This is a genomic window from Streptomyces sp. NPDC004561 (assembly GCF_053602155.1).
This window is the reverse complement of the sequence record NZ_JBSGDB010000015.1, coordinates 1-17,748: the sequence shown is the minus strand read 5'-3', so window position 1 is coordinate 17,748 and position 17,748 is coordinate 1. Positions and strand designations below refer to the sequence as shown.

Annotated in this window: 15 protein-coding genes, 1 tRNA gene and 2 pseudogenes; 10 read left to right on the top strand and 8 right to left on the bottom strand. The window is 69.4% G+C overall.

Annotated features, from left to right (window positions below):
* Nucleotides 1–66 precede the first annotated feature (66 nt).
* On the top strand, nucleotides 67–1,296 hold the full coding sequence (locus tag ACWEN3_RS03735) for a GH25 family lysozyme (RefSeq protein WP_452965218.1): 1,230 nt from the start codon (nucleotides 67–69) through the stop codon (nucleotides 1,294–1,296).
* A 74-nt stretch (nucleotides 1,297–1,370) separates the two neighbouring features.
* Entirely contained in the window at nucleotides 1,371–1,727 is a 357-nt protein-coding gene (locus ACWEN3_RS03730) for a peptidoglycan-binding domain-containing protein (RefSeq protein ID WP_452965216.1), read from the top strand.
* A 439-nt stretch (nucleotides 1,728–2,166) separates the two neighbouring features.
* Here ACWEN3_RS03730 and ACWEN3_RS03725 read toward each other — a convergent pair whose 3' ends face one another.
* Nucleotides 2,167–2,838 carry an MBL fold metallo-hydrolase gene (locus ACWEN3_RS03725; protein ID WP_452965213.1) on the bottom strand — a complete coding sequence of 224 codons (672 nt, stop codon included), beginning with the start codon at nucleotides 2,836–2,838 and terminating at the stop codon, nucleotides 2,167–2,169.
* 76 nt (nucleotides 2,839–2,914) lie between these two features.
* Between ACWEN3_RS03725 and ACWEN3_RS03720 the strand changes: the two genes are divergently transcribed.
* Nucleotides 2,915–3,340, top strand: a complete 426-nt coding sequence (locus ACWEN3_RS03720) for a MarR family winged helix-turn-helix transcriptional regulator (protein WP_452965211.1) — start codon at nucleotides 2,915–2,917, stop codon at nucleotides 3,338–3,340.
* Between the two features lie 328 nt (nucleotides 3,341–3,668).
* Here ACWEN3_RS03720 and ACWEN3_RS03715 read toward each other — a convergent pair whose 3' ends face one another.
* Both ACWEN3_RS03715 and ACWEN3_RS03710 read right to left on the bottom strand, forming a co-directional pair.
* On the bottom strand, nucleotides 3,669–4,055 hold the full coding sequence (locus ACWEN3_RS03715) for a barstar family protein (protein WP_452965285.1): 387 nt from the start codon (nucleotides 4,053–4,055) through the stop codon (nucleotides 3,669–3,671).
* Nucleotides 4,056–4,103: 48 nt separating this feature from the next.
* Nucleotides 4,104–4,184, bottom strand: a pseudogene (locus ACWEN3_RS03710) (transposase family protein); the annotation flags it as partial.
* Nucleotides 4,185–5,096: 912 nt separating this feature from the next.
* Here ACWEN3_RS03710 and ACWEN3_RS03705 point away from each other — a divergent pair.
* Complete coding sequence (locus ACWEN3_RS03705; protein ID WP_452965209.1) at nucleotides 5,097–5,357, top strand: hypothetical protein; 261 nt, start codon at nucleotides 5,097–5,099, stop codon at nucleotides 5,355–5,357.
* A 293-nt stretch (nucleotides 5,358–5,650) separates the two neighbouring features.
* Here the strand turns inward: ACWEN3_RS03705 and ACWEN3_RS03700 are convergent, their stop codons facing one another.
* Nucleotides 5,651–8,572, bottom strand: coding sequence for a BTAD domain-containing putative transcriptional regulator (locus ACWEN3_RS03700; protein WP_452965208.1), 2,922 nt, complete (start codon nucleotides 8,570–8,572; stop codon nucleotides 5,651–5,653).
* A 419-nt stretch (nucleotides 8,573–8,991) separates the two neighbouring features.
* Between ACWEN3_RS03700 and ACWEN3_RS03695 the strand changes: the two genes are divergently transcribed.
* Nucleotides 8,992–9,507, top strand: a complete 516-nt coding sequence (locus ACWEN3_RS03695; protein ID WP_452965206.1) for a hypothetical protein — start codon at nucleotides 8,992–8,994, stop codon at nucleotides 9,505–9,507.
* Between the two features lie 348 nt (nucleotides 9,508–9,855).
* Here ACWEN3_RS03695 and ACWEN3_RS03690 read toward each other — a convergent pair.
* Nucleotides 9,856–10,168 (bottom strand): annotated as a pseudogene (locus ACWEN3_RS03690) (AraC family transcriptional regulator); the annotation flags it as partial.
* Between the two features lie 212 nt (nucleotides 10,169–10,380).
* Between ACWEN3_RS03690 and ACWEN3_RS03685 the strand changes: the two are divergent.
* Together ACWEN3_RS03685 and ACWEN3_RS03680 are read left to right on the top strand one after the other, a co-directional pair.
* Nucleotides 10,381–11,448: a DNA polymerase III subunit beta family protein gene (locus tag ACWEN3_RS03685; protein WP_452965203.1), complete on the top strand. Its 1,068-nt coding sequence runs from the start codon at nucleotides 10,381–10,383 to the stop codon at nucleotides 11,446–11,448.
* A gap of 195 nt (nucleotides 11,449–11,643) precedes the next feature.
* Nucleotides 11,644–11,712: transfer RNA gene (locus ACWEN3_RS03680), tRNA-Ser, on the top strand.
* A gap of 223 nt (nucleotides 11,713–11,935) precedes the next feature.
* On the opposite strand, the gene ACWEN3_RS03675 is transcribed toward ACWEN3_RS03680, so the two are convergent.
* On the bottom strand, nucleotides 11,936–12,382 hold the full coding sequence (locus ACWEN3_RS03675; RefSeq protein ID WP_452965201.1) for a M91 family zinc metallopeptidase: 447 nt from the start codon (nucleotides 12,380–12,382) through the stop codon (nucleotides 11,936–11,938).
* A 318-nt stretch (nucleotides 12,383–12,700) separates the two neighbouring features.
* Complete coding sequence (locus tag ACWEN3_RS03670; RefSeq protein WP_452965198.1) at nucleotides 12,701–13,264, bottom strand: hypothetical protein; 564 nt, start codon at nucleotides 13,262–13,264, stop codon at nucleotides 12,701–12,703.
* Between the two features lie 516 nt (nucleotides 13,265–13,780).
* On the opposite strand from ACWEN3_RS03670, the gene ACWEN3_RS03665 reads away from it, so the two are divergent.
* Nucleotides 13,781–14,116, top strand: a complete 336-nt coding sequence (locus tag ACWEN3_RS03665; RefSeq protein WP_452965288.1) for a hypothetical protein — start codon at nucleotides 13,781–13,783, stop codon at nucleotides 14,114–14,116.
* A 149-nt stretch (nucleotides 14,117–14,265) separates the two neighbouring features.
* On the top strand, nucleotides 14,266–14,901 hold the full coding sequence (locus ACWEN3_RS03660) for a hypothetical protein (protein WP_452965196.1): 636 nt from the start codon (nucleotides 14,266–14,268) through the stop codon (nucleotides 14,899–14,901).
* A gap of 103 nt (nucleotides 14,902–15,004) precedes the next feature.
* Here ACWEN3_RS03660 and ACWEN3_RS03655 read toward each other — a convergent pair whose 3' ends face one another.
* Nucleotides 15,005–16,138 carry an RNA-guided endonuclease InsQ/TnpB family protein gene (locus ACWEN3_RS03655; protein WP_452965193.1) on the bottom strand — a complete coding sequence of 378 codons (1,134 nt, stop codon included), beginning with the start codon at nucleotides 16,136–16,138 and terminating at the stop codon, nucleotides 15,005–15,007.
* Nucleotides 16,139–16,531: 393 nt separating this feature from the next.
* On the opposite strand from ACWEN3_RS03655, the gene ACWEN3_RS03650 reads away from it, so the two are divergent.
* A partial coding sequence (locus tag ACWEN3_RS03650; protein WP_452965282.1) for an RNA-guided endonuclease InsQ/TnpB family protein occupies nucleotides 16,532–17,748 on the top strand: 1,217 nt, incomplete at its 3' end.

The following is a 17,748-nucleotide window of genomic DNA, read 5'->3' as shown; positions in this document are numbered from 1 at the left end:
CATCCGTGGCGGCAGCGCGACGTCATGACCACCGCCGAACGGGCGGACGAGCGAAAGGAACCACCGATGGCGCATCCTCTCCGGCTCCGGCGGCAGCGTCAGGGGGCTTCCGCCCGCACGAGACGCGGCACGCGGACGGGGGTCCTCGGCGCGCTGGCCGCGGTGACCGTCACGACCACGCTGCTCGCCACCGCGGCATCGGCGACGGCCCAGGCGCCACGGCCGCGGCAGGCAGCGGACACCTTTGTCCGAGGACTCGACGTCAGCGCCTACCAGGAGAGCGTGGACTGGCCGTCGGTGGCCGCCGCCGGAGCCTCGTTCGCCTACGTCAAGGCGACCGAGGGCACCTCGTACATCAGCTCCCGCTTCTCCCAGCAGTACGACGGTGCGGCGCAGGCCGGCCTGATGCGCGGTGCCTACCACTTCGCCAGGCCGGACAAGTCCTCCGGCACCGCCCAGGCCGACTACTTCGTGGATCACGGAGGCGCCTGGCGGCCCGACGGCAAAACCCTGCCCGGCGTGCTGGACGTCGAGCCCACACCCGGCACGCCCACCTGCTACGGGGTCAGCCCCAGCGCGACGGTCGGCTGGATCGCCGCCTTCGACGACGAGTACCGGCGTCGCACCGGACGCCATCCGGTGATCAACACCAACGCGTCGTGGTGGTCACAGTGCACCGACAACTCCTCCGCCTTCGCCGCCACCAACCTGCTCTGGATCGGCAGCTACACCGGCACCCCGCACCCCCTGCCCAACGGCTGGTCCACCTACGCCATGTGGCAGACCGCCGACTCCGGAACCCTTCCAGGCGACCAGGACGTGTTCAACGGCACCGCGCAGGACCTGCGGAACCTCGCCGCCGACGGCTCGTACACACCGCCCCCGCCGCCACCGGTGAGCGCATGGCCGATCGTCCAGCAGGGCTACCGCGGCCGCCAGGTGGCCACCATCCAGTACCTGCTCGACGCCCACGGCGCGGCACTGTCGGCCGACGGCTCCTTCGGTCCCGCCACCCGGGACGCCGTGGCCGCCTTCCAGACCCGCAGCCACCTCACCGCCGACGGCGTCGTGGGCCCCAACACCTGGAAGGCGCTGATCACCACCGTCCAGCAGGGCGACCAGGGGCCGGCCGTCACAGCGGTGCAGGCCGAACTCGACGCCCACGGCGCGACGCTGTCGGCCGACGGCTCCTTCGGTCCCGCCACCCGGGACGCCGTCGTCGCCTTCCAGACCCGCAGCCACCTCACCGCCGACGGCGTCGTAGGCCCCAACACCTGGCTGGCGCTCGTGAATTGACCACTGAGGCGCAGGCCGTTCCGGCACCGCCTCAGCCCGCAGAGGAACAACGGATCAACCCGATTGGAGTCACCGTGTCACACAACAAGCTCGTCCGGGCCCTGGGAGTCCTCGCCGTCACGGCGAGCGTGCTCGGCACCGCGGCCACCGGCGTCGCGGCCGCAGCTCCCACCGCGTCCTCCAGCGCCATGGCGCCGGCGGTGCACGGCTGCAACTACACCACGTCCCAGCCCCTCCTGCGCCCCGGTTCCTCCGGCAGCGCCGTCAAGGAGCTTCAGTGCCTGCTGAAGTACTGGGGCTTCGACCCCGGCGCCGTCGACGGCATCTTCGGCAGCGGCACCGAGAAGGCGGTCAAGCAGTTCCAGGCCTGGTGGCCGCTCGCCGTTGACGGCGTCGTCGGCCCCGACACCTGGACCGCCCTGAAGAGCTGACCGCACACACCACCGGAGCGGCAGGGCACGCCCGGGCACGACAGGCCGGGCGCGCCCTGCCGCCAGACGTCCCGGTGGGGGAGGGCCTCACCCGGGATGAGCCGGTGGCCACGACCGCGGTCACCGGCCTGCCGCGCCCGGCCGGACGTCGCGCTCACGGCGCGGCAACCTGCACGCCTCCACCTGCGCCGTGTACCAGGAGATCCTGCGGCTGCGGACCGACCACGTCGACGGGGACCTCGTGTTGGTCGAGGGCGTCGGCCCTGGATGCGACCCGCGTGAGCGTGCGGCGAAACTGCGGGCGGAGACGACCGAGGAGCAGGCCTGGCACGCTGTTACAGGCTTTGCCGAGCGGCTTGTCTTCACGCCTCTGGTGGGACTCCACCAGGTCTGTGCCTTCCGGGCCGAGGTGTCTCCTGCGCCTCGGCCCGGTCGGCCGTCAGGTCCGAGGAACCGCCTGGCCGGAGGAGCCGCCGGCGCCGGGCAGGCCGACTCTGTCCCCTGCGGACCAGGTGCGGACGGCGGGGCCGTGCGGTCCGCCGACCAGGCTGCTCAGGATCTGAGCGTGGGCGCTCAGCGCCGGGGGGCTGAGCACCGCGTCGTGAACGAGGAAGACCTCGCCGGGTCCGACCTCCCTGACGTAGTCGACGACCTCGGCCAGCTTCACCCACGGCGCACCGGCCGGCGCGAGGAGCGTGCGCACCTCCTCCTCCGGGACGGTGAGCGCGTCGCCCGGGTGGAAGAGCCCGTCGACCAGGAAGCCGACGTTGTCGAACTCGGCGAAGTCGCGGTGGATGGTGGCGTGCTTCTCCCCGTACACGTGGAATTCCAGGGGGCCGACGTCGAAAGCGTCGCCGTGCCGGACGGTGTGGACGCGGCCGCCGAGGTCGGTGAGGTGGCGGGCGACCGCCGGGTTGGTCCAGATCTCGATGTCGCCGCCGGCCTCCCGCAGCCGGTCGGGGACGAAGTGGTCCACGTGCTCATGCGTGATGAGCACCGCGTCGGCTCCCTCCAGTGCGTCCGGGTCGCTGAAGCAGCCGGGGTCGATGACGACGGTGCAGCCCTCGTGCTGCAGCCGTATGCAGGAATGCCCCAGTGAGGTGATCTGCATGGCTGATCTCCCTTCCATTTATACAGCAGGACTGTACAGTATTGCTGTACATCTGTGCTGCGGGTACGGTGATGCCGTGAACGAGCAGGAGATCGCGAGCGACTTGCGAGCCGTCGTCGGAAACCTGGTGCGGCGCGCGCGGGCCACCGATGCCATGCCGCAGGCGCAGGCCGCGGTGCTGGGTTTCCTCGACCGCGAAGGGCCCATGACCACCAGCGAGCTCGCGGCCCGGCAGCAGGTCCGCCACCAGTCGGCGGCGCGGGTCGTCGGCCAGCTCGTGGAACTGGGCCTCGTCCGCCAGAAGCCTCATCCGGACGACGGGCGCAAGGTCCTCGTCGTACTGACCGATCCAGGCATGCAGGCACTCCAGGCACGTCGCGGCCGCCGGGCCGACTGGCTCGCCGAGGCCATCAGCGAAGAGCTGTCCCCCGCCGAACAGCAACAGCTCGCGGAGTCCGTCTCGCTCCTCAAGCGGCTGGCCGGGCACGGCGATCGCGGCTGAGTGCCCCGCCGCCGATCAGGCGGTGCCTCCCGCAAAGGCGGTCGGGTTCCGCTCTGTTTGGGGGACTGCGGTCACGCGGCGAGTGCGAGTGGCTCTGTCGAAGGCTGCGGGAGGCATTTGTTGCTGGGTTCGGACGGCACCTGTGGATCGGGAGGCCGGGAAGTGTCGTTGAGTCTTGATGTCGCCGAGCGGTCGACTGGCGGGTGGTGACTGCTGGGGGCCGGGATTCGGCTCGGCCTCGGCAGGGTTACTGTCCGGGGATCACGGCTGACGCGAGTGGTGCGGGCTGCGACTGCTGGATGAGGGGGGCCGGTGCCGGCATCCACCGTCACTGAAGTTGCAGGACACCAGGTGCTCTGTCTTCGAAGATCTCGGTCAACCAGTCGAAGACGGTTGATCCGCGCTCTTCACGCGCCGCGGCCAGATCGGCACTGACCGCTGGGCGGTTCGTGGGGTGGCAGCGCGACAGGCGGATCTCCAACTGCCGAGCAGTCTCTGGATAGCTCAAATACTCGCGAGACGCCTGATGGTCCCGCCACTCAACCACGTAGTCATCGTCGTCGGGCGTCCCGAACCCACCGCTGAGGCAGTCGGCGAAAGCGTCGAGATTTCTGCCGAAGTAGCCACCGGGACCGTTGATCGTCTCGCCGATGACTCGCCAGAAGTCTTCCAGCGTCCTGATCTGGGTGCCGTCCAGCACGTATATCGCGGTCACAGCCCGCAGGATACGTGCGGCTCCGTGACGTGCCCCTCCATTTTGAACCCGTGAGACGCCGAACGACGGGCCCAGCTGTCGCATGGTCAAGTTCGTGCGGTAGTACACCGCGACCAGCAGCACCCGCTCAGCACATAACACCCCAGCCATACACAGGAGATGCCCAACTCGCGGCCTTGGGGAGGGGAACACGGTGTGGAGAGTTGACCAGTTCCCGGCACGATGACGTTTTCCCGGCGCGGGGGCGGGGTTGATCGGGCGGCGGGTGGGCGCGTCGCCGGGCCTTGGGGAGCTTGTGGCGCTGCTGTCGCCACCGTCGCCGGGGCGCGGATGGTTGTTACTCACTTTCGGGTGTCGGCTGGGTGGTGGGACGGGCCGCGGAGCGGCGTTCGTGGCGTGGTACGGCTTGATGGGGTGTCAAAGGGAGCATTCCACGCATTGATGGAGCATGCAGGTAAGAGTCACGGAATTATGGGCGATATGTAACATCGCCCGTGTATTGCGCGTACTTGGCGTGTCGGCGGGGAGGGTGCGGTGTGCGGCCAGCCGGCCGTCACCGCCTTCGCGTAAGCCCTGCTCACGGCCTGCGGCCGCGGGAGGGTTGCGTCGACACCCTGCAGGGAGAGCCTGTGTGCGTTTCCGCTGTCGTGCCCGATGCCGGTAGAACTCCGGGTGCGTGTAACGCTTTGCCGACGAACGCCGGTCACCGGGCCTCGGTGACCGGCGAGGCGGAGGGCCCGCACCGGTGACGCCTCCAAAGCGTCGGCGTCGGCTGAATCGTCCCCTTCCGGCGACGGCTGGGTTCTTCGTCACCGGTCCACTTGTCAGCCGTCGCCGGTCGGCGGACGCCTACCGCCTCGATGGCGACCGCCACGAGGGCCGGGCGGAAGCGGACTGTCCGTGGTGCCGATCACTGCACCGGGGCGAAGAAGCGGCGACCGCGCGAGCAGGCCAGGACCGGTAGCGAACCAAGTACACAGCACACTCGGCCCCGGGGGCGCGAGGTGTGCGAACGAAGCATAGGCAGAACGGAGCGAGATCATGCAGACCACCACCGCATCGACCGATCGAGCGTGGGATCATGCCCCGGCGGAGGACTTCTTGCTGGCGCCGCCCAAGCCCGCGGACCGTATTGCCTGCCGTGTCGATCCTCGCGACCTGCGGCGCCTGAACCTGTACGCCGTGCTGACCACGGCTGGGATCGCTCCTTGGCCAGGAGACCGGGAAGCGATCGAGAAGCTCAGCGCACTGCCCGACAGCGTGCACGAAGCCCTGCTCCACTGGCTCAGCTCCGGCAGGTGACGCTGCACGCCAGCACAGCGCGTCCCGGGGGCCGCATGCGGGGCAGGAAGGCCTGGTTCAATGCGCGGGCGCTGCATGCCTTCGCCGGCATCGCAGCGGCTCCCAGCTGCCGGCGGCGTCGGGGCGCCGCCGGCCTCCAGCGCGCCCGGCTGACCGGCATCTGCCTCAAGGGCGAGGACCTCATCCGCGGAAAGCATCCCGCAGCAAAAGAAGCGCAGCATCCGGTCGTACCCGAGGAAGCCTTCGAAGCTCTCGGGCAGCGCACGCGAGACGGCACGGCGAACCCGGCCGGGTCACGGCGACGACGGTGGCGCTGGAGCCTTCGTCTGGTGCATGTCACCGATCGTCTGCCATAACCGCAGCGCCCGCCCGTGGTGCTCGCGCGCCAGGTCATGGACGCCGGCGGCGGCGTCCAGGTCGCCGATCAGCTGCCAGCAGGCGGCCTCGTCATGGCGGTCGCCGTGCCGGTGGAACAGGTCCGCCGCGCGTTCCAGCGCCGGGGCCGCCCGGTCCCGGTCGTGCTGACCGGCGTAGACGCGGCCGACTTCCAGCAGCGTGTACGCGGCGCACCGCTCGTCGGCCAGTTCTTCGAAGGTGGCCAACGCCTGCCACAGGCAGCGCAGCGCCTCGTCCGGGTCACCCCGGCGGTCGTGGAGCCGGCTGAAGCGCCGCAGCACGACCGCCACCCGATGTCCGTCGTCGAGAGCCCTGGCCTGGCGCAGGGCCTCGCCGAACCAGGACTCCGCCACGTCGAGCTCGCCCTGCATGAGCCGCATCACGGCCATCGAACAGGACAGCTGCGCTTCGAGGTGCCGGTCGCCCTCACCGACCGCGATGGCCAGCGCCTGCTCGACACGGTCGGCGGCTTCGCCGTAACGGCCCTGCACCCGGCTGACCGTGCCGAGCATCGCCACCGACAGCGCCTCTCCGCGCTTGTCCCCGCCGTCCTGGCACAGCCCGATGGAGGACTCCAAGGTATGGGTCGCCCCGTCGAACTCGTCTCGGTAGATGTGCAGTTGGCCCAGTCCGCGCAGCAGCACCGATGCGCCGCGCACGTTGCCGGCGGCCTCGGCCGCGTCCAACGCGAGCCGGTGCCCGTGCTCCCAGTCCTGATACAGGCACCGGTGGTCGTAGTAGGTCACCGTGCCGGCCGTCAGCTCCCAGGCCAACTCGTCCAGTCCCCAGTCCACGGCCAGTTTCACCGCGCCGAGCAGGTTTTCGCGTTCCACGTCGAACCAGCCGACCGGGTCGGCCATCAGCCGGTTCACGACCGCGTCGGGCAGCGACCGGCGCGGCGCCGAACCGGGCTCGCCGACCAGCAGCCCGGCCGGCAGCCGATCGGTGCCGCGGCCGGCCAGATCGAGCCAGGTGGACAGCACCCGGACCATCGCGTCCCTCTTGTCCGCGGCCGGCAGTTGGGCGGCGATCTCCACGGCACAGGTCCTGATCAGGTCGTGCAGCCGGTAGCGCGGCTGGCCGATGGCGTCGGTGGCGGTGAGCCGTACCAGACTGGCGTCGACGAGGGTGTCCAGCACCTCCTCGGCGTCCGGGCGGTCCAGCAGTGGGCCGAACACCCAGCCGGGCAGGGTGTAGGCGCCGAGCAGACCCAGCAGGCTCAGCGCGCGCACCGCGTCGGCCGGCAGCAGCCGTAAGCTCAGTTCGACGCTGGCTCGCACGCTGAGGTCCCCGATCCTCAGCTCGGCCAGCCGCCGGGACTCGTCCTCGATCCGTTCCCGCAGCACCCGCAGTGACCAGGCCGGGCGGCCGGTGAGCTTGGCGCTGGCGATCCGGATCGCCAGCGGCAGGTTGCCGCAGCAGTCGAGGATCGCGTCGGCCTCCGCCGGTTCCCGCTCGACGCGCCGCCGCCCGACGATGCCGGTGAACAACTCCCGCGCCTCTGCGGGCCTCAGCACGTCCAGGTCGATGTGCCGGGCGCCGGGAAGTTGCGTCAGCAGAGTGCGGCTGGTGATCAACACGGCACAGCCGTCGGCCCCCGGTAACAGCGGCAGCACCTGATCGGCGTGACCGGCGTCGTCCAGCACCACCAGCATCCGGCGGTCGGCCAGCAACGACCGGTAGAGCGCGGCCCGTTCGGACAGGCCGTTGGGAATCGCGCTGCCGGCGATCGAGAGTGCCCGTAGCGCCTCGGCCAGCATCAGCGCCGGGTCCCGCGGCTCGTCCGACGTCCCGGCGAGGTTGAGGTAGAGCTGCCCGTCGGGGAAGGCGGCGCTCGCCAGCCGCGCGGCGTGCGTCACCAGACAGGACTTGCCGACACCGGGACCGCCCACGATGACGGCCACCGGGGCCCGGTCCGGCGCCGACGCGTCGAGTAATCGGTCGACCTCGGCCAGCGCGTCGGCTCGGCCCACGAAATCCGTTACATCGAGCGGCAGTTGGCGCACCGGCATCGCCATGACCGGTTCGGCGGCCGCCGCGCCGGGACTTTCCGGTCGTGGGTCCGAGGGACCGCTCGCAGGGGCAGAGGCCGCCAGGGCGGGATCGGCGACCAGGATGCGCCGATGCAGCGCCTGGATCGGCGGGGTGGGGTCGACGCCGAGTTCGCCTGCCAGCGTCCGGCGCAGCCGCTCGTACACCTGCAGCGCCTCGCCCTGTCGCTGGCACCGGTAGAGGGCGACCATCAGGAGTTCGGCGACGTGCTCGTCGTAGGGGTGCTCGCGCAGCAGGGCGGTCAGCTCCTCCATGACCTCACGATGACGCCCCAGGTCGAGTTCGATGCCCAGACACAGTGTGTGCGTGGCTGCGCGCTTCTCGTTCAGCCGTGCCGCATCGACCTCCAGGGCCCGGCTGGCGATGTCGACCAGGGCGTCACCGCGCCAGCAGGCCAGCGCGCGCCGCAGCGCGACAGCTGTCTCGAACGGGGCCTTGTGTCGTTCGGCGAGGTGCCGCTCGTGGTCGAACTCCAGGAGGTCGAGCTGATCCGGGGCCAGGTGAATCTGGTAGCCGCCGCGCCGCGTGCTGATCAGGGAGCCGGGTGCTCCGCACGCGGCAAGGTTGCGGCGCAGCCCGGAGAGAGCGTCCTGGACCTGACGGACCGCGGTGGCGGGTGCTTCCCCGTCCCACATCACGGCGACGAGCCGTGATGTGGCGACGACGTCGTTGGCGTCGACCAGAAGCGCGGCCAGCATCTTGGCCTGCCGTGGTCCGTCGAGCCGGACCTCGCGCCCCTCGATCTGGGCCTGTAACGGCCCCAGCACACCGAACCTCATGTTTCCCCCAGCACTTCGCGATCAGCGCCGCTTCCCCCGGCTGACCTGGCATTAGGACGAACCTAGGACGGCCGACGGAGGCATGTCCATAGCGTCACCCAGGGCCACTCAGCCATTCCTGCGCAACGAAAGGAACAGCGACGAAACCCTCGGTCAAGGCAGCGGTGGTGGCCGCGACGACGGCCGTCGCCACTGTCACCACGACCGGAGTGGCCCAGGCCCATGGCCGACCCGATGGGTCGGTCGGACCGCAGCTTTCACCGGCCGAGCGGCCACGCCCAGCCGAGGCAGCACGGTCGATCCGAGCCGAAGTTCGTCACCGACGCAGGAACGCGCCGGATGAGGAACGAGGCCCACGCTCATCGGTCTCGCGAACCACGCGAAAGCGTCGACACTGGAAGGTACACATGAGTTTCAAGAAGGCACTCACCGTCTCGGCGGCCGTTGCGGCCTCTCTGGCCGGCAGCCTCCTCACCGCGTCCGGCGCCCACGCCGCCACCCCGTCGTCCAGCACCCACGTCGTCTCCCCGGCGTACAGCGCCCACGCGTGCCGGTCCTGGACCACGCACGACTACGCGTACGTCACCGACAACATCTGGATCGACTCCTGCTACTACGTCGAGAACAACGGCTACACCGTCTCCGCCACGATCCCGTTCGAGAACTACTCCGGCAACACCGCCGAGTACTGCGCGCACGCGATCGACGTCAACACCGGCCGCTGGGCCCACGACTTCGGTTGCGACTACCCGACCAACGCCTCGTCCGGTACGGCCTACCCCGGCAGGTACGGTGGAGCGCCCGGGTACAGCCAGTACTGGAACGCGCCCGCGGGCACCTACGTGGTCTCGGCCGGGTTCTGGCTGAACGGCCACTACTACGGCGACGTACAGAGCCCGAGGACCACCATCGGAGCGCACTAGCGAGCGGCCGCCGTCGCGAGGCACAAAGCTGGTGGCCGCCCGCCCGCTCGGCAAAGGGTCCTGGCCTGAAGACGCCGTCCAGGCGCCGCCGGCGAGGCGATCGGCGAGAACCTCCACACGTGTGGCGTAGCTGTAGCGCTGCTTCATGGCGAGGCGGGCGAGTACCAACTCGCGCAAGCCGGAGGTGACACGGGGCGGCTCAGTCCGAGCAGGGCGGCGATCTCGTTCCGGCCCATCCCTACACACGACGCCGGGCCCGCCACCGCCTACGGGCTCGGCCTGAGCCGCCTGACAGCCCCCAGGCCCAGCTGCGAGTCACCTGGAGTACGTACCCGGCGTATGCCCGAACAGGGCGTGGTGAAGGCGCAACTGGGTGCGCCACCGGGGAAAAGTCATGCCGAGGCCACTGTGGAACAGCCGGGACGGTGTGCGGTTGCTCGCCCCGACCTCGCGCCCGAGTCCGGTGAGCGTGCGGTTGTCCGCGGGGTCCGAGCGCAGGATGTCGCACACCGTCCGCAACAGGGGAGTGGTCGGTGTGGGCAGATGCAGTGGCTGAGCGTGGCAGCGGACTGACGGAGAGCACGGTGGGGGTGTCCAGGCGGAGGGGGTTCTCCTGTGCGGGCAGCCCCACCAGGTGGAGTTCGAGTTCGGACACGGCCTTGACGCCGGTGGGCCGTACGTCCGCTACGACGGGGCGAGCGGGGAGCGTCGGTCGATCCGATGGACCACTGGGGGACAGCCTCCTCTGCCCACAGTCGCACCTCAGTGCCGTCGGCCCGCAGCACCTGTCTTCCGCTGTCGCGAGATCCGCTCCCGAGCCGGGTTGACCCTCGACCTTGTACAGGGCCCAGAGTGCTGGGTGTGGAGAACGACATGCACAGCATTGGCGAGATGGCCCGCGACAGCGGTCTGGGCGTGAGCGCCCTGCGGTTCTACGACCGTGCCGGTGTGCTGGTCCCGGCCTGGGTGGATCCGGTGAGCGGGTACCGCTGGTACGAACCCGAGCAGCTCGAAGAGGCCCGGCTGCTGGCCCGCTTGCGCCGGGCCGGGATGCCGCTGCCGGACATCCGGCTGGTGCTGGCCAGTTGGTCCGGCGCGGACACCGATCTGGTCCGAAAACTGCTCAAGGCGCACCTGTGCCGCCTCGAACAGGGGCTGTCCGATGCCCGCAGCGAGTTCTCCGCGCTCCGAGCAGTACTCGATCACCGGGAGAATGCCATGACTTCGCTCCGCATCGCCACCGTCCGGCTGTCCAGCGCCGCGCCCGAGCTGGCAGCCGCGCTGGACGCGGTCCGTTTCGCGGCGAGCACCGACCCTGAGCTGCCGATGCTCGGCGGGGTCCTGTTCGACATCGAGGGCGAGAGCCTCCACGTCGTGGCCACCGACCGGTACCGATTGGCTGTCGCGCAGGCCGGCATCGCCGGGCACGAGGGGAGCCGAGTGCAGGTCATCGTTCCCACCCCGCTGGCCGACGCGATGCGGGCGCTGTTGGACAGCGAGGGACCCGTGCGGCTGTCTGTCGACGGTGACCGCGTGACGCTGGAGGTGGGGGACAGGCAGGCAGCCGGTCAGCGCCTCGACCACGACTTCCCCGACTACCGTCGTCTTCTCCCCCAGGCCGCAGGGCGCCGCGCCGTCGTCGAGGCGGCGGCCTTCCAGGAGGCCCTGGAGACCGGTCCTGTCCGTTCCGGAGAGGCCGGAGCGCCCGAGCTCAGCGTGCTCAGGGTGGAGGATGGCGGCACGGTGACCCTCTGCACTGACGGTGACGAAGAGCCGAACCGCGTCGCCGTCAACCGTGAGTTCCTGCTGGACGCGCTGGCCGCCGGGGCCCGGGACCGACTGATTCTGGAGGTCGGCACCCCCACAGTGCCGATCGCGATCCGCCGGCCCGACGACGAGGGCTCCTTCTCGATCCTGATGCCGGTCCGCCTGGAGGACTGACGGTCCACTCACCCTGATCCGGCCCGCCCCGGACCCATCGGACGCGGCCGGATCAGGGTGCTGGGGAACCCCCTTGCGTTGCCGGACCGTGCCGAACTCAACGTCCAGCTGAACGGCTACTACGCCGTCACCGCCCGGCTGACCAGGAAACCCAGGTGCGCACCGCCCGGGACGCCCGCTACTGTCTCGTCTCGTGCAGGTGCGCAGGCAGCGGCTACTTCTCCTGTCAAGAGAGCAACGCAGGTTCGAATCCTGTCGCCGGCGTCGAGCCGGTGTCGTCCAGCGGCCCAGGACGCTTACGTTGCCGCAGCCGATCTCGATCTCTGCACACTCAGGCACGAGCCGCCCGCCACGGGGGAGTACAGGCGGGCGGCTTCGTCATACCTCAGGCCACCAGGGCGCCGGCCTGCTCTTCCGGTTCCTGTGACGGCCTGGCACATGAGTGGACGAATACCTTCCCCCTGACACACCGATCACCGGTGCAGTATCAGCAGTCGTCCACGGAGTCCGGTAGCTGCGCTGGGCCGGACTCGGTGCCGTACGCGGTACGTACGGGCAGGCCCCGGTACGAGCGGTACGCGTTCTCCGCGAAGACGGCTACGACCTCGTCGGTCCGTATGCGCGGGGCTCCACGGCACCAATGCAGGTTGAGGGTGCCACGCGACATGTCCAGTGCGTGAGCCATCTCGTGATACAGCGCCGCGCACGGATCGTTCGGAGTGCCGTCGCTCAGCGGCCCGGTGTTCGTGCTGTTCCACGCGATGATGCTGTCGGTGCCCGTCCCGTTCTGCGCGTCGTCCCAGCGGTCGTCGGCCGGCATCGTGCCTGTGTCGCCGTTGCTGAGGACGATCGACGCCTTGTGCGAGGAGAACGTGAGGTACCGCACGATATTGGCGGGGTCGCCGCTGTCGTCCTCGGCTCGGTACTTGGTCATGCACCTGTTGAAAGCCGAAGCCGCCTCGGGGCTCACACTGATCTCGGCCTGGGCTTGTGGAGCGGTACCCAGCATCAGGGCGGCGACGGAGAGGGCCGTCGTCAGCGCGAAGCGTGCCGATGACGGGGGTCTGCGCCGGGAACGGAATGCCGAAGCAACGACTGCAGCACCATGACGCTTGAGGGCACTTCCCATGACTTCGCCCTCCTTTGGCATCCGAGTTCGGTACGACGACTGTCAGCATCCCGCTTTGGGGCGTTGCTGTGCTGGACGCTGCCTTCAGGGGCTGACCGCACCACAGCCGCCCCTTCACGCGAATCAGGCGCCCACGACCGCGAGGACCGTCATGACGTAAGGGATGGCGTCCTTCGCCGTCTTGACTGTGCCGTCAACGTCGAGACCGGCTCGCGCCGAACACTTCGACCTGTAGCCCGAGGCCTCGTTCCACACCCGGGGAAGAGTCCGCAGCTGCCCATCCCTCTGCCAGTTGAAGTCGCGGGACCCGCCGAAGATTCCGCCCATGGTTCCACCGACGTCGAAGATGTAGGTCTCGCCCGTTTCGAAGCGGACAACACAGGCCTCGCTGAAGCCGTATCCGACGCCGCCTGAATTGCGCACGTGCCCGGCCCAGTTGTACGTCCCGTCGGAGTGCAGGGTCAGCGCTGACCAGCCGCCGACCGGGACGCCGCCGCTGAATCTGATGTCGCGGCTGACGGTGAAATTGTCGGTGTATTGGGGGAGGGTGACCGACCCTGCCAGGGTGGTCGGCTTCCTCGACAGGCCTGGATCGACCGCGGTCGCCGTGGTCGGCAGGCCGATGCTCCCTGCCAACAGCACTGAGGCAAAAGCGGTTCCGCCATAACGCTTGAGAGTGCTCATCATGGCTACGCACTTCCTGATTACCATTGTTGACCGAGCTTGCGTCGCCTGGAAGGGCGGCTGTCCGGCTTGGCGGAAACGACGCGCCGGATTGGCATCATGCCCCTCGGGGCTGTTCTCGGTTCCGCCCGCACTGGGCCGCGTCCCCATACCGCAGTCCTATGCTGTCGGGAATTGGGGTGGCGTTGCTGTGCATGCGGGGGACCCCCAGCCATGCGAACGCCTGCACCTCCCGGGTTAATCACCCATATCCAGGTAACCCCCAACGATTTGGTTTCGCAACCCCCGCCCCGCAAAAGAAGTTGAACCCTCGATAGTAAACGAATCCACTGTTGAACCGCCACGTCGCATGTCCTATCGAGGCGCGATTCAGCTGCGCGCCAAAGGGGCAACGAATTTATGTCGAGTCTCTGGCGGGTGTGCAGGCTCCGCGACGAGGCCGGGCAGCACCTGGCGCGGATCCCTTCCCTTGTATGGATCTCCGCCACGGGATCCCGGTCCGCTGAGGTCCTCGGCGACGTGAAGGTCCGCTCGGCCGGGTGCAGCGGCAGTACTCCGGCGGTGCGGGGGCCTGTATTCGAATTACCGCTCGGTGCGCGGGTGTTGGTGTTCGATCAGTTTCTTCCTCATCTGGATGAGCGGCGCCGTCGGATCTACCTGGCCGGCGAGGCCGCCGCGCTTGGCCACGGCGGCCTCGGGGCAGCGATGCCGGCCCTGTTCGGCGCGATCCGCGCCCCGTCCACGCCGGGGACGTTCCTGCGCGCGTTCGCCCACGGCCACGCGCTCCAACTCCACGCCGTGCACCGCCGGTTCCTGGCCGGGCTGCCGTCCGGGCGCACGACGTCGCGGCGATGACTCCGGACGCTTGGCGGTCTTGCGGGTGGCCGACTCGGGTGGCGTCGCACGGTGAGGCCTGACCGGACTTGGACCCGCAGGATTTGATGATTCCAAAACGAAAGCGGACGATAAAGCCATAGCGACCTCGGAACTGTGGAGGTATGACTATGTTCAGGCGATTTACGGCCTCGGTGATGGCGGTTGCCGCCGGCATCGGCGGCGGGCTGATCGCACCGTCGGCCGCCGACGCTCAGGACTACGGGCCCAACACCTGCAGACAGGGATATGTCTGGCGGGTCGCGCGTGCCAGCGATCTCGTGTGCGTCACACCGCAGACGCGTACGGACACCGCCAACGACAACGCTCTGGCCCCCGGCCGGACCCTTCCGAACGGCTACTGCGAGCAGGGCTATGTCTGGCGTGGGGCATGGGGCCCCGGCGACCTCACCTGCGTGACCCCGCGGACCCGCGCGCAGGCGCGCTACGACAACAGTCAGGCCGATGACCGGCGGTTGGCGGTGCGGCTGTGGATCACTTCGCGAAACGGCACCCTCAAGGTCAGCGGCGACCACTTCAACGTGAACAGCCCGGTCCGCATCGTGTTCTCCGGCGCGGTCAGCAAGTCCTCGACGGTCACGGCCGCCAGGCACTCCGGACTCGCCGGCGGGAGCTTCGGTTTCGTCCCCGGCTTCCCTGGACGGTGCGCTCCCGGAAACCCGAACTCCCAGATTCGCGCGGTCGATCTGACGTCGGGTCGAAGCACGGTCAGCGTCCCGTTCGTCTACTGCGTCAGGATCGACTGAAGCCCGTTGGGGCCGGGTACTGGCCGCCCCTTGGGTGACCCTCGGGTCCGTTCGCTGCGCGGCTTCGTGACTCCTCCCCCTCATGAATGAGGGTGGCTTCTCGCTATGCCGGTTGGGCTTGGCGACGGGCCAGCCCGGCCCGCAGAACGTTGACGGCGCCCACCGTGTCCGCGTGCGCGGTGTGGCCGCACGAGACGCAGTGGAAGGTCTCCTGTGTGGGCCGGTTCTCCTTGGCGGTGTGCCCGCACGCGGGACACCGCCGGGAGGTGTCGCGGGGATCCACGGCCATCACTTCCCGTCCGGCGCATGCTGCCTTGGCGGTGAGGATCGTCAGGAACACCCCCCATCTGGCATCGGCGATCGAACGGTTCAGCCCGGCCTTGGCGCCGGCCCCGTTGGGCAGGAAGCCGCCCGGCTGCTCGGGGTCCGGCTTGGGGGCGGGGGCCTTGCTCATGTTGCGGATCTTGAGGTCTTCGTGCGCGACGAAGTCGTGCCCACGCACGAGGTCGAGCGCGGTCTTGTGTGCGTGGTCCAGGCGCTGTCGGCGGACCTTGCGGTGCAGCCGGGCCACCGTCTCGACTGCCTTGCGACGCCGTTTCGAACCGCGCTTGCACCGGGCGAGAGCCTGCTGCGCGGCCTGCAGCTTCGCGGCCGCCTTCGCGCCGTGGCGGGGATTGGGCACGAACCCGCCGCCCGAGTCGGCGAGGAAGTTGGCTACGCCCATGTCGATGCCGACCACGCTGCCCGTCGCGGGCAGCGGCTCGGGCTGAGTCTGCTCGGCGGTCAGGATCAGATACCAGCGCCTGCCCTCGCGCTTGACCGAGATCGTTTTGACCTTGCCGGCCACTACCCGGTGCTGGTGGACCTTGACGTGTCCGACGCCTTGGAGGCGGACGCGGGTGACGGGGTCGTGCGGGGTGGCGTCCCAGCGGCAGCCGTCGCCGTCCTTGGGGAACTCCACCGTGTCTAACCGCTTGGACGACCTGAAACGCGGATACCCCGGCGCCTCCCCCGCTTTCACGCGGCGGAAGAACGCGGTGAACGCTTTGTCCAGCCGGCGCAGCGTGGCCTGCTGGGAGGAGAAGGACCAGCGGCCCTGACGCTCGGGGTCGAAGGCGCGGATGTCCTTGAGCTGGGCGGACTGCCGGCCGTATCGCACGGTCGTCTTGGAGGCGTGCCGCCGGGCGTCGCGGCGTTCCTGCAACGCGGCGTTGTACAGCGAGCAGATCCAGCCCACCCCCCTCGGTCCTTGTCGCCAACATAGAGCAGGCCACTGACAACGCAGCGAACTTTGGCGCTGCGCGCCCTTGGGACGAGGATGCGTTTCCCTCCCCGGCTGAAGCCGGGGATACGGCTTCGAGGCGCTGTCTCCGCCTCCGAAGAGGCCGGTTGGCACCACGCCGTAGGCGCATTAGTGCGCGCGAGTGAGAAGTGGCGGCACGTCGTTCGCGTCAGGGCATCCGGCACTCCTGATGTGCAAAGTTGGTTGACCGGATCTCTTGAGCGCAAGCCCCGTCCTTCAGGGCAGGGTTGGCTCATCCTTGGAGCGGAGCCGCGCAGCGGCTCAGTTCTCTGCGTTGTCAGTGGCGTGCACTAGGTTGATCACGTCAGCCGAAGAGGGGGTGTGCTCATGCTGTCCGGTCGCCGTTACCTGCTCGACCTGTTGCCCGAACAACGGCAGATGTGCGAGGAGTTCGGCGACGTCTGCCGGTCGGTGTGGAACACCGCTTTGGAGCAGCGCCGGGAATACCGCCGACGCGGGGCGTGGATGAACTACGCGCCGCAGTGCGCCGAGCTGGCCGATGCCAAGCGTGAGTATCCGTGGTTGAAGGCGGCACCGTCACACGCGTTGCAGCAGACCCTGCGTGATCTGGACCGGGCCTGTCGGGAGCACGGCACGTTCACGGTGCGGTGGCGGTCGAAGGCACGCTGGTCGCCGTCGTTCAGGTTCCCCGACGCCCAGCAGATCAGCGTGGAGCGGCTGGGGCGCAAGTGGGGTCGGGTCAGGCTGCCGAAGCTGGGCTGGGTCCGCTTTCGCTGGTCGCGTCCGCTCGGTGGTGAGATTCGTTCTGCGACCGTGTCCCGCAAGGGCGGCCGATGGTTCGTGTCGTTCCTCGTGGACGACCACGCCGCCACTCCCGAACGGCACGTCATGCCGGGCTCGGCCGTGGGCATCGACCGCGGGGTCAAGACCGCTGTGGTCACCTCGGACGGCGACTTTAACGACCGGGCTTTCATCACCGCCGGCGAGGCGGTCCGCTACCGGCGTCTGCAACAGCGCCTGGCCCGTTCCAGGCGCGGCAGCGCGGGGCGGCGCAAGACGACCTGGGCCATGGGCCGGATCACGTCCCGAGTCTCCAACCGGCGTGGGGACTTCTGCGCGCAGATAGCCGCCCGGATCGTGGCGAAGAACGCCCTGGTGGTCCTCGAAGACCTGCGGATCAAGAACATGTCCGCCAGTGCGTCGGGCACGGTGGCCGAGCCCGGTCGCCACGTCCGGCAGAAAGCCGGGCTCAACCGGGCCATCCTGGACAAGGGGTGGCACCGCCTCGAGATCGCCCTCACCAACGCCGCCCGGTACACGGGCACACGCGTGGTGAAAGTCAACCCCGCCTACACGTCGCAGCGGTGCTCCGCCTGCGGTTTCGTCACCGAGGGAAACCGAGAGAGCCAATCGGTCTTCGCGTGCAAAGCCCCAGGCTGCGGGCACCGCGCTCACGCCGACGTGAACGCGGCGATCAACATCAAACACGCGGCAGGACATGTCGTGTCAGCCTGTGGAGACCTCGACACCGGTCGGTCCGTGAAGCAGGAACCCCAAAGCCGGGCGACCGGCCCAACCCCCGC